Raw genomic sequence first — 13,696 nt, 5'->3', positions numbered from 1 at the left:
ACGACATTACTACCTCATCCGGCATCATGGTTTAACTTTGACGTTTATCTTCGGTATTGTTTTCGAAGTCGCTGGCGTCATGGCGTTCGTGAAGCTGTTCGTTCAATGGGCCGTTGGTCCGGTTGACAATGCGCCCCCGCTTTACCGCCGGACGTTCGGCTACCTGCTTCGCCCAGCGTTGTACGTTTTGATAACTTCCGGCATCCAGAAACTCCGCTGCATCATAGACATTCCCCAGCACCACGTTGCCGAACCACGGCCAGATGGCCATATCGGCAATAGTGTACTCTTCTCCCGCGACATACGGGTGGTGAGCTAACTGCTTATCCAGCACGTCCAGCAGACGCTTGGCTTCCATGGTGAAGCGATTAATGGCGTACTCAATTTTTACCGGCGCATAATGATAGAAGTGACCGAAACCGCCGCCGAGGAACGGCGCCGCGCCCTGTAGCCAGAACAACCAGTTAAGGGTTTCTGTGCGCTTAGCCAGATCCTGCGGCAGGAAATGGCCAAACTTATCCGCCAGATAAACAAGAATTGCGCCCGACTCAAAAACCCGAATCGGCGGGTTGTGTGAGTTATCGCGCAGCGCCGGAATTTTTGAGTTCGGATTGATGTCAACAAAGCCGCTGGAGAACTGATCGCCCTCGCCGATGCGAATCAACCAGGCGTCATATTCGGCGCCGGTCACGCCCAGCGCCAGGAGCTCTTCCAGCATAATGGTCACTTTCTGGCCGTTAGGCGTCCCCAGCGAATAAAGCTGTAACGGATGTTTGCCGACGGGCAGCGTTTTGTCGTGCGTCGGGCCGGAAACCGGGCGATTAATGTTAGCGAACGCGCCGCCGCCGGATTTATCCCACGTCCAGACTTTTGCGGGTTGATAAGTATTATCTGCCATATTGACCTGCCTTCACAGTGGTGGTGTTGAAGCAGTGTAGCAGCTTGCTAACCGGACATTTAACCTATTGGGACATTCCGGCGAGTGAAATTTTAACCTTCTGGCCTCAGTGTGCCTTATTGAGGTGTATGATTATGTCGACCTCTGTCCGGTTAGTGTCACAGAGCAGACAATCAGAGCGAAATCACGCCAGGCTGCTCAGGCGGTCTTGTTTTGAGGTAAGTGCATGAGCAAAGGAACCACCAGTCAGGATGCCCCCTTCGGGACATTATTGGGTTACGCCCCCGGCGGCGTAGCGATCTACTCTTCAGATTACAATTCCCTCGATCCGTGGGACGACGACGACGCAGCTTTTCGTAGCTACATCGACGATGAATACATGGGGCATAAATGGCAGTGCGTGGAATTTGCCCGCCGTTTTCTCTTTCTGAATTATGGCGTTGTTTTTACTGACGTCGGCATGGCCTGGGAAATTTTCTCGCTGCGTTTTCTGCGCGAGGTCGTGAATGACAATATTTTGCCTTTGCAGGCCTTCCCGAACGGTTCGCCGCGCGCGCCGGAGGCCGGGGCGTTGCTCATCTGGCAAAAGGGCGGCGAGTTTAACGAAACCGGGCACGTTGCGATTATCACCCAACTCCTGGATAACAAAATTCGTATTGCTGAGCAAAACGTTATCCACACGCCATTGCCGCCAGGGCAGCAGTGGACTCGCGAACTGGAAATGGTCGTAGAAAACGGGTGTTACACCCTGCGCGACACCTTTGATGACACGACGATTTTAGGCTGGATGATCCAGACCGACGACACGCAATACAGTTTGTCACAGCCTGACATCGCGAATCAGTCGCTGGCGATTCGCGGCGCAAGACTGCCAGAGAAAGGTCAGTTTGACGGTCAGTGGCTGGATGAGCGCGATCCGTTACAAAAAGCCTATGTACAGGCGAACGGACACGTTATCAATCAGGACCCGTACCAGTATTTTACCATCACCGAGAGCGCTGAACAGGAGCTTATCAAAGCGACCAATGAGTTGCATTTGATGTACCTGCACGCCACGGACAAAGTTTTAAAAGACGATAATCTGCTGGCGCTATTCGATATCCCCAAAATTCTTTGGCCGCGCCTGCGTCTCTCCTGGCAGCGCCGTCGTCACCATATGATCACCGGTCGTATGGATTTCTGCATGGATGAACGCGGGCTGAAAGTCTATGAATACAATGCCGATTCCGCATCATGCCATACCGAAGCGGGATTAATTCTCGAAAAATGGGCTGAGCAGGGCTATACCGGTAAAGGGCATAACCCGGCAGAGGGCTTAATTAACGAGCTGGCAGGCGCCTGGAAACACAGTAAAGCGCGTCCTTTCGTCCATATCATGCAGGATGATGATGTCGAGGAGGACTATCACGCGCAGTTTATGCAGCAGGCGCTGCATCAGGCCGGCTTCGCGAGCAAAATCCTCCGCGGGCTGGGCGAGTTGCGCTGGGATGACGCCGGGCAGTTGATTGATGGCGACGGACGGCTGGTGAATTGTGTCTGGAAAACCTGGGCGTGGGAAACGGCGATGGAGCAGATACGCGAAGTCAGCGAGACGGAGTATGCCGCAGTGCCTATTCGTACCGGGCACCCGGAAAATGAAGTCCGGCTGATTGATGTATTACTGCGCCCGGAAGTGTTGGTGTTTGAACCGCTGTGGACGGTGATCCCGGGTAACAAAGCGATCCTGCCCATCCTGTGGTCGCTGTTCCCGCATCATCGCTATTTGCTCGACACGGATTTTACCGTTAACGATGAGCTGGTGCAGACCGGCTATGCGGTAAAACCGATCGCCGGACGTTGCGGTAGTAATATTGATTTGGTGAGCCATCAGGAAGAGCTCCTGGATAAAACCAGCGGCAAGTTCGCCACGCAGAAAAATATCTATCAGCAGTTGTGGTGCCTGCCGAAGGTCGCCGGAAAGTATATTCAGGTCTGTACGTTTACCGTGGGCGGTAACTACGGCGGTACGTGCCTGCGCGGCGATGATTCATTAGTCATTAAAAAAGAGAGCGATATTGAACCGTTAATCGTCATCAAAGCGTAACGGGGTCATTCTCGTCGGGATATCGGCGTGGGCGCCGATATCCCGCCTGTTGTGTTTACCAACGAACGGCTGTCAGCCTGCCATTTACTGGTAACATATGAGAAATAATATCACAAATTATTCTTAACTTTTCTGACGCAGGCGGTGACGCTCGCCGCGTTGGCGCATCCGTTTCCTGATTTTCGACTACTCGATACTTTTTGCGGCTGGTTACGCCGCCCCTATCCCTTTGGATTTAGGTCATGCCTGTTTGGTTGGTAAACGGACAGCATAATATATTGACGAGTTCAAATGACATTATTAGTCATATAAAAAGTTTACGTTAGGTTATTTTTCTATTGCAAAAGTTTGCGTTTAAACCCTGTCTGCAATCTTCGGGCAGAGATATAGATACACCTAAGTAAATGCAGTTAATTATTATTCAGCTATTATTGTCAGCCTTGTAAATAATATTTCCGTATAAAGCGAAGTGACTTCCATCATGACTATTAATGGTATTGTTGAATAGTTTACCTTGTAATTATTTAAGTTTGGTGGACGTTTTGTCTTATTCTGGTGAGCGTATGGTTATGGCAGATGACAGCCGATTTTTCATTATGTTAGCATGAGTTGATAATACTTTATCCAGGCATAGATCAGGATGTCCACATATAATAAGGAGAATGGTATATGTTTAAAAAAGTATTAGGCTTGCGCCACTGGAATAATAATGTTGTAAAAATACCGCCGCCAGCAGAATCTGACGCTAATGCGTCTGACGTGGTGGTGGATACTCCTGAGCCTTATGAGCGGATACTGTGTCAAAAAATTCTGATGGGGATCTCGACGATCGATATCATTCATAATGCCATCATTAAGTCCTGTGAGCAGCTCAACATTGAAAAAGAACGCATTAATGAACTTAACGAACAGAATGATAAAGCCAGAAGTTCATTAAAATCGCTCGTGGAATTTATCACCGAAATTGGCACGACTTCATCGGATATTGGCTGTCGTATGGGCGACTTAAATACCTCCTTAACGCAAATTAATGCGTGTATTAAAGAGATACAGAAGATCGCTAACCAGACCAATTTGATTGCGATTAACTCCGCGATCGAGGCCGCGCGCGTAGGGGATGCCGGGCGTGGTTTTAGCGTTATTTCGAAAGAGGTGAAAAACCTGTCCGAAGATGTTAAACACAGTTCGAAAAGCGTCAGTACGTTAACCTCTGTAATCAAAGATAATACGGCCAGAGTGAGTGAGGTGCTGGATAACCAACAGCCGGTTATTGATAATATTACGACTAACATAAATCAAATTGTGGAGTCTATTGGCATCGTCATCGATAAATCGCTGAGCATGAAATCGGTCATGCAGTACATCTCTACGGTGCAGTTTTTGAATATTGTCAAAGTTGACCATGTTATCTGGAAAATGGAAGTCTACAAATTACTCTTAAATAAAGACATAAACAGCAAAATAACGATGCACGATCAGTGTCGGCTGGGGAAATGGTACTACGGTTTTGAAGGGCAGCAGTTTAGCAATTACTACAGTTTCCGTAGTCTGGAAGCGCCGCATAAAGAGGTGCATAGCGCTGGTCACTCTGCGCTGAACTATTTTGCCGCAGGCGATATGAATGCGATGTCGCAAGAACTCGACAGAATGGAGCGTTCCAGTAATGAGGTGGTTAACCAGCTGGAAATGCTGGCTGTCGATTTATTAAAAGAAACCACACTGTGAAGTCATGAGTTATTACCGTATAACCAACAGGAGCCATCATCAACAGGACTGATGTATCACACTTTCTGCACTGGAGTTATTCCGGACAGAGAAAAAAAGCATGACGCAGAAGATGGCTGTGTTTGTTTACCCGAATCACTTACTTTAGTAAGTGATTCGGGATTAATCAGCAACCTCTTTGCTTTTTATCGGCGGCCAGACTTTGGCTGGAAAAGTGCGTTACTGCTAAATTTCTCACTCTCTTACCGCCTTCCTGCTCCTCGAAATACCTGAAACCTGTGCTCACAGATTAATAGCGATTATTTAATCGTGAAATAACGCTGGGCATTATTGAAGCAGATATCCTGAACCATACGGCTTAGCATCGCTTCATCATCAGGAATCTCTCCGTCCTGCGCCCACTGTCCCAGCAGGTTACAGAGAATACGACGGAAATATTCATGTCGCGTATAAGAAAGGAAACTGCGGGAGTCGGTCAGCATCCCGACAAACTGACTTAACAGTCCCATTTGCGACAGTTGCTCCAGTTGGCGCAGCATACCGTCTTTCTGATCGTTAAACCACCAGCCGGAACCAAACTGCACTTTTCCGGCAATTCCCGGCCCCTGGAAGTTACCGATCATGGTCGCCAGGACTTCGTTATCACGTGGGTTCAGGCAATAGAGGATAGTCTTGGGCAGTTCATTGGTCACATCCATACTGTCGAGCAAACGGGAGAGCGCCCAGCTAATGTTATTATCGCCAATGGAGTCAAAGCCGGTATCCGGCCCCAGCAGGCGGAACATCCGGGTATTATTGTTACGGATCGCGCCAATATGTAGCTGCATCACCCAGCCGCGCGCGGCGTACTGGCGGCCCAGCCAGACCAGCACCGCCGTGGTAAACTGGGCGATCTCAAGTTCGCTCAGCGTTTCGCCAGCCAGACGTTTGCCCAGAATGGCGTCAAGCTGCGCGTCGTCGGGCACCGGCGCAAATCGCAGCGTTTCAATGCCATGATCCGACGCGCGGCAGCCGCAGGCGGCGAAATGGTCGAGGCGGCGAGTGAGCGCCTGACGTAAATCGTCGAAACGGGTAATGCTGACATCTGCCGCCGCTTCCAGTTTCCTCAGGTAATCGACAAAGCCGTCCAGTTCGATTTTGAAAACTTTGTCGGGGCGCCAGCTTGGCGCGACTTCAATATCAATGCTGTCGTCGGCGGCTATCTGGCGGTGATATTCCAGAGAATCTATCGGGTCGTCGGTGGTTCCGACCATCCGCACATTCATCTGCTGCATAATACCGCGCGCGGAAAAGGCCGGCGTCGCCAGTTTCTCATTACACTGCGTCCAGATACTTTCTGCGGTATCCGGTCCGAACAGCGTACCTGTAATGCCAAATGGACGGCGTAGTTCAAGGTGCGTCCAGTGATACAGCGGATTGCCCAGCGTTTTTGGAACGGTATTGGCCCAGGCCATATATTTTTCATAATCGCTGGTCTCTTTGCCGGTGATCAGCGACTCATCCACGCCTGCGCTTCGTAGCGCTCGCCATTTATAGTGGTCGCCTTCCAGCCAGATCTGACCGAGGTTATCGAAACGGCGATCGTCGGCGATTTCCTGCGGACTTAAATGGCAGTGGAAGTCATAAATCGGCATGGGCGCGGCGTATTTATGGTACAGCGTGCGGGCAATGTCGTTTTTAAGTAGAAAATCTTCAGTCATAAACGTAGCCATGATTTATCTCCTTACTTAGCCAGCGCTTCTACCGTGGCTTTCGCGCCATTCTGCAATAGCTGTTGGTAAGCGTCGGTAACGGCTTGCACAAATTCGTGGTTCTTCGGCAGGTCGTTGCCAAAGATAGACTCGATGGCCAGTAGCCCGCGAACGCGTTCTTCCGGCGTCTGATATTGCTGATGAATCGCCTGATACTGTGCAAGCAGCGGATCGACGACATCAATGGTTTTACCTTGTTCATCGACACCGCCGACGTAACGCATCCATCCGGCGACGCCCAGCGTCAGGCGGCGATAGTCATCGCCCTGTTGCAAGTGCAGACGTACCGGGTCCAACAAACGCTGCGGCAGTTTCTGACTGCCATCCATCGCGATCTGCCAGGTGCGGTGTTTCAACGAGGGGTTAGTGAAACGCGCGATCAACAAATTCGCATACCCTTCCAGATCGGTGCCTTTCGGCATTGATAACGTCGGCGCTTGTTCATCAAGCATCAGCGCCAGCGCCGCGCGACGGTAAGCCGGGTTGGTCATGGTATCGGCGATAGTGTCATACCCGCCGAGATAACCCAGATAGGCGAGGAAAGAGTGACTGCCGTTAAGCATACGCAGCTTCATCATTTCAAACGGTACGACATCTGCAACGAATTGCGCGCCGACGGTGTCCCAGTCCGGGCGACCATTCACAAAGTTATCTTCGATGACCCACTGGCGGAAGGGTTCGCAGGCGATAGCGCAGGGATCATAAACCCCTAACTGGTCGGCAACCAGTTGTAGCGTCTCTTCGGTCGCCGCCGGAACAATGCGGTCAACCATGGTGCAGGGGAAGGTCACATTGTCGGCAATCCATGCGGCGAGGGCGGCATCGCGAGCTTTTGCCAGGCCGAGGACGGCAGCCTTCGCGACGTGACCATTCTCGCGTACGTTATCGCACGACAGCACGGTAAAAGCTTTCAGTCCTTGCTCCCGGCGCATGTTTAGCGCTTCGACAATATAGCCAATGGCGGATTTAGGCTGCTGTGGATGGGCAAGATCGTTTTGGATCAGCGGGTTATTGACATCAAGCTCGCCGCTGGCGGGGTCGGTGCAGTAGCCTTTTTCGGTCACGGTTAAGGAGACGATGGCGGTTTCCGGGCGCGCCATTGCCGCCAGAATCCCTGCATGGCCGTCGAATTCAGGGTGTAGCGCTTCTTTCATTGAACCGATAATTTTCAGTTCGGTGCTTTCTGCGCCGCGTTCTGCAACGGTGTACAGCAGATTTTGCGCTTTCAGGTTCGCGATCAGCCGCGCGTCGTTACCCGGCATCAGGTTCACTTCACAAATGCCCCAGTCGCTGTCGCTCTTTTCCAGTAGATGATGGGTAAAGAGCGCCTGGTGCGCGCGGTGAAACGCCCCGCAGCCCAGATGCACAATACGGGATACCAGACGTGATTTGTCCCAGTTTGGGCGGGCGACGGAAACCTGGGCGGTGGCGATATTCTGTTCCATTGCAAACTCCTGTCATTCGACGTCTTCGCCCGCGATCTCCGGGGCGAGGCATGTTGCTATTGCATTGAGTAGGGGAAATCGCATGACGCGTCGCGCCATGCGAAAGAAGGTTATTTGCTAAAGAAAGCGCGCTGGATAGCCAGTTCGACGCCGCGGACTTCCGCAAGCCCTTTCAGACGGCCAATGGCGGAATAACCCGGATTCGTTTTCTTCTTCAGATCGTCCAGCATCTGATGACCGTGGTCCGGGCGCATCGGGATCAGATCGTCGCTACCTTCGGCTTTACGACGGTGCTCTTCTTCCACAATCGCTTTAACGACTTCATACATATCCACATCGCCGTGCAAATGGGCGGCCTCGTGGAAGGTCTTCGGATTCTCTTCGCGCAGCGTAGAACGCAAATGCGTAAAGTAGATGCGCGGACCAAATTGCTTGATCATATCAACCAGATCGTTGTCGGCGCGCACGCCGTAAGATCCGGTACACATGGTGAAGCCGTTCGCCATGCTATTAACGGTTTCCACCATCCATTGCATGTCTTCAATGGTAGAAACAATGCGCGGCAGGCCGAGAATAGGGCGCGGCGGATCGTCAGGGTGAACGGCCATACGCACGCCAACCTCGTCGGCAACCGGAATAATGGCTTTCAGGAAATAGGCAAAATGTTCACGCAGTTTTGCTTTATCGATATCTTTATACGTCGCCAGGTGTTGACGGAACTGATCCAGCGTATAGCCTTCTTCCGCGCCAGGTAAACCGGCAATAATGTTGCGGGTCAGACGTGCTTTGTCTTCCTCGCTCATGGTGGCGAAACGCCGCTCTGCCTGAGCAATCTCTTCTGCCGTATAGTCGGCTTCTGCTCCCGGACGCTTCAGGATGTGCAGTTCGAACGCGGCGAATTCAATCTGGTCAAAACGCAACGCTTTGGAACCATCCGGTAATACGTATTCCAGATCCGTACGTGTCCAGTCCAGCACCGGCATAAAGTTATAGCAAACCGTATAGATACCGCATTGCGCCAGGTTACGCAGCGTTTGCTGGTAGTTTTTGATCCATAAATCGTACTGACCGGTGTGGGTTTTGATGTCTTCGTGGATAGGTACGCTCTCTACCACAGACCACTCCAGACCCGCCTCTTCAACGATAGCTTTACGTTTCTGGATCTCGTCTACCGACCAAATTTCTCCATTCGGGATATGGTGTAACGCCGTTACCACGCCGGTTGCGCCAGCCTGGCGTACATCTGACAGCGTTACCGGGTCGTTAGGTCCGTACCAGCGCCAGGTTTGTTTCATATCTCGTTTCCTCTTCTTGCGATAACGTCTTCGTGGTTGACCCATTGCCAGCCAACATCGAAACGTGCTTTGTAAACCCGTTCTGACCCCTAAATTCAACCAAAATTTTTCTCATGTCAACCTTATTGTCTAAATTGGCTAACCAAATCACAAATATCATCATTCACGGTCTGCCAATTTTATTTATTTGATCTGTGTCAATTTTTGCTGGGTGAAAAGCATTCACCATTCAACTTGAAATGAGTTGATGTATTTATTTCAAGAATATTAAGTGCGGGAGTTGCCGCCAGATTTTGACCGGTCCGGATGAGAAAATATTGATTGGTCAACCAATTTTTGTGATTTCAGTTTTCCCGCTACAGGTCAGACGGCGCGGAGCTAATGTTTTTTAACGAGGCTTTATCATGAAGATGACAAAATTAAGATGGTGGATTATCGGCCTGGTCTGCGTAGGGACCATCGTAAACTACCTGTCCCGTAGCTCGCTTAGCGTTGCGGCGCCAGCGATGATGAAAGAACTCCATTTTGATGAGCAACAATATTCCTGGGTGGTGAGCGCCTTCCAGCTTTGTTACACCATTGCGCAGCCGATCACCGGCTATTTGATGGATGTCATCGGACTGAAAATCGGCTTCTTTATCTTTGCCTTGTTGTGGTCGCTGATCAACATGGCGCACGCGCTGGCCGGCGGCTGGATAAGTCTGGCATTTCTGCGTGGTCTGATGGGGCTAACCGAAGCGTCAGCGATTCCGGCCGGGATTAAAGCCAGCGCCGAATGGTTCCCGACGAAAGAACGCGGTATTGCGGGGGGCCTGTTTAATATCGGTACTTCAATTGGCGCGATGCTGGCGCCGCCGCTGGTGGTCTGGGCGATGCTGACCTTTGCTGATAGCGGCATCGGTACTGAAATGGCGTTTGTGATTACCGGTGGGATCGGCGTGCTGTTCGCCATCACCTGGTTCCTGATTTATAACTCGCCAAATAAACACCCGTGGATCACCCACAAAGAGCTGCGTTATATCGAAGACGGCCAGGAAAGCTATCTCCAGGACGATAATAAAAAACCGGCCGTTAAAGAGATCGTTAAAAAGCGTAACTTCTGGGCGTTGGCGATTACCCGTTTTCTGGCTGACCCGGCATGGGGAACGCTGAGTTTCTGGATGCCGCTGTATCTGATTAACGTGATGCATCTGCCGTTAAAAGAGATCGCCATGTTTGCCTGGCTGCCGTTCCTGGCGGCGGACTTCGGCTGCGTTGCAGGCGGTTTCCTGGCGAAGTTCTTCATGGAAAAGATGCACATGACCACGATCAATGCGCGTCGTTGTAGCTTTACCATCGGCGCTGTTTTGATGATTTCGATCGGTTTTGTCAGCATTACGACTAACCCGTATGTCGCCATTGCATTGATGAGTATTGGCGGTTTTGCGCACCAGACGCTGTCTACCGTTGTGATTACCATGAGCGCTGACCTGTTCAAGAAAAATGAGGTCGCGACGGTTGCCGGTCTGGCAGGATCTGCGGCATGGATGGGACAGTTAAGCTTCAACCTGTTTATGGGGGCGTTGGTCGCTATTATCGGTTATGGCCCGTTCTTCATTGCGCTCAGTCTGTTCGATATTATCGGCGCCATCATCCTGTGGGTACTGATTAAAGATCCAGAAAAGCACCACCCGTCAATGACGGAACAGCCGCTGGCGTCTCACCGCTAAAGCTGTCTCGGTTTCACTGGCCTGATAAGCGAAGCGCTACCGGGTTCTAACGGCCACCTTCGGGTGGCCGTCTTCATTACCCTTATCGGTAAAAATACGCGTTGGTTTTATACCAGCGCGTTATCATTTAGTTTGCCTGATTATTTTCAGATGCTGAAAATAATATTGTGGTAAGGGTTATTGTTTTTCGCCTGGATTTTTATCGACTCTCTGTCTCGCTGCGATCATCGATAAAGTCCCCTTTATGTAAATAAAGGTTCAATGCTTCTACTCTTTTCTCCATATATTTTGCGCAGCTTCACAAAAAATAACCTGATGTCGTAATGCCCCCACTCCCTAATATTCTCCATGCGTTATACGTTAATTTAAGTTTAAATTTCATGCGGGGGATATCACGATGTCACGTAATTTTACTGTTTCAGCCTGTCAGTATATTGTTACTGAAATAAACACTTTTGAAGATTTCATAACAAAGGTAAGGATACTTCTTAATAAAAGTCAGGGGGCTGATGTCGTTATCTTCCCGGAGCTATTTACCATTGAGTTATTTACATTATTGAAAAAATGGCAAGAAAGACCCATTTCACACCTTACTTTAATTGATCAGTTTACGGATGCCTATAAGCAGCTTTTTCAACAGGAAGCGAAAGAAAGAGGACAGTTCATTATTGCTGGCTCTCATCTGGAGCAGACTGGAGCAGATCGCTATGAGAATGTTGCGCATATATGGGGACCCGATGGCGAACATTATGCTCACAGTAAGACGCATATCTTCCCGGCTGAACGGGGTTGGTATACTCAGGAAGGCGATAAAATGGCTGTTTTTCAACTGCCATTTGCTAAGGTGGGTTTTAATATTTGTTATGAAGCAGAAATACCGGAGTGTGCTGCGACGCTGGCGGAACAGGGTGCGGAGTTAATTTTAACGCCTTCCGCTACGTTTACTGAACAGGGATTTTGGCGAGTCAGGCATTGTTGCCACGCACGTTGTATTGAAAATCAAATTTATCTTGTTCACTGTTGCCTGGGCGGAAACCCGGGCGGGCCACTGCCAGGCTGCTGGGCCCGAAGTTCAATTTTAAGCCCCTGTGATGTCGTGTGGAAAAATCCACAAGGTATTATCGCAGAGGCGCACGTCAATCAAGAGGATGTCATTTCAGGAGAAATTAACCTCGATGTTCTATATGAAAATAGACTTGGGGGGGCAGCAACAACGTTCAAGGACAGACGCAGAAAAGCAGGCATATATAATATCTGGCCATCACACATTAAATAACAGAATGTGTCCCTTCTATGTATTAGCTGGAGGTCGTTATGGGATATTTAAAATTACCTGAGGGTAAAAGGATTGCGGTCAATCTTGGTGTTGATGTAGATGCTCAGTCTTTATGGCTGGGCGGATTTAATCGACCGTCGCCATCCTTTATGTCACGAGGAGAGTTTGGTGCTCAAGTTGGTGTACCAAGGCTTCTGAAATTGTTTAAAGAAAATAATATCAAAACCACCTTTTTTATTCCCGGACACACTGTAGACACCTTCCCGGAAATCAGTAAAGCGATTTTTGATGCCGGGCATGAAATCGCTCACCATGGCTACTATCATGAAAATCCGACTCTGGTGAATCGTGATACAGAACGCCGACTTATGGATCTGGCGTTCGCCTGTTATAAAAGACATTTCGGCATACGTCCTGTGGGATACCGTTCTCCCTATTGGGATTATAGCGAGAATACGCTGGATCTTCTGGAGGAAGCCGGTTTTCTCTATGACAGTAGCCTGATGGCGAGAGATCTTGTGCCTTACCATCCTCAACGTTGGCAGGTGAATTGGGAGACGGGAAATATCGCAGGCCCGGCCAGCGCGATTCTGGAAATTCCTGTTAGCTGGTATCTGGATGATTTTCCCGCACTGGCGTATACCGGCAACCAGGAGGGGATGAGCGATACTGACGGTGTTCTGCGACGCTGGAAGGATATTTTTACCTATGCTTATAACCATCAGGAAAACGGCTTATATGCGATGGCTCTTCATCCGCAGATAATCGGTCATGGGCATCATATGATGATGTTGTCACGTTTGATTGAACATATTAAAGGGCATGATGGCGTATGGTTTGCAACCTGTGAAGAGATAGCCAGTGTCTGGGTGGATGACGAAGAGGATCGACAAAAAATGCTCCGTCCTGATGTTCGTGGCGTAGCGCCGGTTCCGGATGATTATGGCTGGCCAGGCAAATGATATCACCTCATGACAATGTTAATATCAGTCGGGTAACGGATTACCCGGGCAGAAGTTACCTGTTTGCCCGCTCGTTAATGCATATTGTCCATCAGAAAGGGAGACTATCCCGGGACGTATAAAATCTTTTTTATTTCGGTCAAAACGTTAATCAACGAGAATAGTTTGTTTTTTGATTTAAATCATTTTTTAGTGTTCACAGGAAAATAATCAAATAACATTTGTAATGTGAGTATTAAGAAAAATAAAATTTCCATAGTGATTAATTTTTATTTAACGCTTTGATTTTTAATGTTTTATGTGTGTTAATTGATGTAAATCAATTTGGGTTTTTTTATTAAATAAGTAAAAATTAAGTTGATATTTGCTTTTTGATGTGTTTTTTATATATAGCTGATTATTATTCTGAAATGTCAATTTTTGAATAACGACGCTGTGATACCGGCACCAGGGATACTTTGCGATAAAAGGGATTGAATATGGCAGAGAGCGTTCAGTATAACCTCAATTGTATTTGGCCACAGCGGGCCAAAAACCTCTATTGCATTGCAA

9 protein-coding genes are annotated in these 13,696 nt (G+C 49.3%); 5 read left to right on the top strand and 4 right to left on the bottom strand.

Annotated features, from left to right (window positions below):
* Positions 1-31 precede the first annotated feature (31 nt).
* Positions 32-898 carry a glutathione-dependent disulfide-bond oxidoreductase gene (gene yghU, locus HV477_RS16615; protein ID WP_000774853.1) on the bottom strand — a complete coding sequence of 289 codons (867 nt, stop codon included), beginning with the start codon at positions 896-898 and terminating at the stop codon, positions 32-34.
* 226 nt (positions 899-1,124) lie between these two features.
* Here yghU and gss point away from each other — a divergent pair, with 226 nt between their 5' ends.
* Both gss and HV477_RS16605 read left to right on the top strand, forming a co-directional pair.
* Positions 1,125-2,981: a bifunctional glutathionylspermidine amidase/synthase gene (gss, locus tag HV477_RS16610; RefSeq protein WP_001626692.1), complete on the top strand. Its 1,857-nt coding sequence runs from the start codon at positions 1,125-1,127 to the stop codon at positions 2,979-2,981.
* 669 nt (positions 2,982-3,650) lie between these two features.
* Positions 3,651-4,706, top strand: a complete 1,056-nt coding sequence (locus HV477_RS16605; protein WP_175065181.1) for a methyl-accepting chemotaxis protein — start codon at positions 3,651-3,653, stop codon at positions 4,704-4,706.
* Positions 4,707-5,005: 299 nt separating this feature from the next.
* Here the strand turns inward: HV477_RS16605 and uxaC are convergent, their stop codons facing one another.
* From uxaC to uxuA, 3 genes are all read right to left on the bottom strand, one after another.
* On the bottom strand, positions 5,006-6,418 hold the full coding sequence (uxaC, locus tag HV477_RS16600) for a glucuronate isomerase (RefSeq protein WP_000190182.1): 1,413 nt from the start codon (positions 6,416-6,418) through the stop codon (positions 5,006-5,008).
* An 11-nt stretch (positions 6,419-6,429) separates the two neighbouring features.
* Entirely contained in the window at positions 6,430-7,902 is a 1,473-nt protein-coding gene (locus HV477_RS16595; RefSeq protein ID WP_000437136.1) for a fructuronate reductase, read from the bottom strand.
* Between the two features lie 110 nt (positions 7,903-8,012).
* A complete protein-coding gene (gene uxuA / locus HV477_RS16590) occupies positions 8,013-9,197 on the bottom strand; it encodes a mannonate dehydratase (RefSeq protein WP_000815487.1) in 1,185 nt (394 codons plus the stop codon).
* Positions 9,198-9,601: 404 nt separating this feature from the next.
* Between uxuA and HV477_RS16585 the strand changes: the two genes are divergently transcribed.
* The 3 genes from HV477_RS16585 (at position 9,602) to HV477_RS16575 (ending at position 13,144) form a co-directional block, all read left to right on the top strand.
* Positions 9,602-10,906 (top strand): MFS transporter, encoded by a 1,305-nt coding sequence (locus tag HV477_RS16585; RefSeq protein WP_001582357.1) that lies wholly within the window; start codon positions 9,602-9,604, stop codon positions 10,904-10,906.
* Positions 10,907-11,303: 397 nt separating this feature from the next.
* The gene (locus HV477_RS16580) at positions 11,304-12,182 is read left to right on the top strand and encodes a carbon-nitrogen hydrolase family protein (protein WP_000089254.1); all 879 of its coding nucleotides are present in this window, start codon (positions 11,304-11,306) and stop codon (positions 12,180-12,182) included.
* Positions 12,183-12,220: 38 nt separating this feature from the next.
* A complete protein-coding gene (locus HV477_RS16575) occupies positions 12,221-13,144 on the top strand; it encodes a polysaccharide deacetylase (RefSeq protein WP_000540892.1) in 924 nt (307 codons plus the stop codon).
* Positions 13,145-13,696 lie beyond the last annotated feature (552 nt).

Source organism: Salmonella sp. SG203, from assembly GCF_013350575.1.
Lineage (GTDB): Bacteria > Pseudomonadota > Gammaproteobacteria > Enterobacterales > Enterobacteriaceae > Salmonella > Salmonella enterica.
The sequence above is the reverse complement of the archived record's forward strand: the minus strand, read 5'-3'. Positions and strand labels throughout refer to the sequence as shown.

Bases quoted from the DNA above. Each gene is read 5' to 3' on its own strand.
- yghU (WP_000774853.1), bottom strand. From the start codon at position 898: ATGGCAGATAATACTTATCAACCCGCAAAAGTCTGGACGTGGGATAAA.
- gss (WP_001626692.1), top strand. From the start codon at position 1,125: ATGAGCAAAGGAACCACCAGTCAGGATGCCCCCTTCGGGACATTATTG.
- HV477_RS16605 (WP_175065181.1), top strand. From the start codon at position 3,651: ATGTTTAAAAAAGTATTAGGCTTGCGCCACTGGAATAATAATGTTGTA.
- uxaC (WP_000190182.1), bottom strand. From the start codon at position 6,418: ATGGCTACGTTTATGACTGAAGATTTTCTACTTAAAAACGACATTGCC.
- HV477_RS16595 (WP_000437136.1), bottom strand. From the start codon at position 7,902: ATGGAACAGAATATCGCCACCGCCCAGGTTTCCGTCGCCCGCCCAAAC.
- uxuA (WP_000815487.1), bottom strand. From the start codon at position 9,197: ATGAAACAAACCTGGCGCTGGTACGGACCTAACGACCCGGTAACGCTG.
- HV477_RS16585 (WP_001582357.1), top strand. From the start codon at position 9,602: ATGAAGATGACAAAATTAAGATGGTGGATTATCGGCCTGGTCTGCGTA.
- HV477_RS16580 (WP_000089254.1), top strand. From the start codon at position 11,304: ATGTCACGTAATTTTACTGTTTCAGCCTGTCAGTATATTGTTACTGAA.
- HV477_RS16575 (WP_000540892.1), top strand. From the start codon at position 12,221: ATGGGATATTTAAAATTACCTGAGGGTAAAAGGATTGCGGTCAATCTT.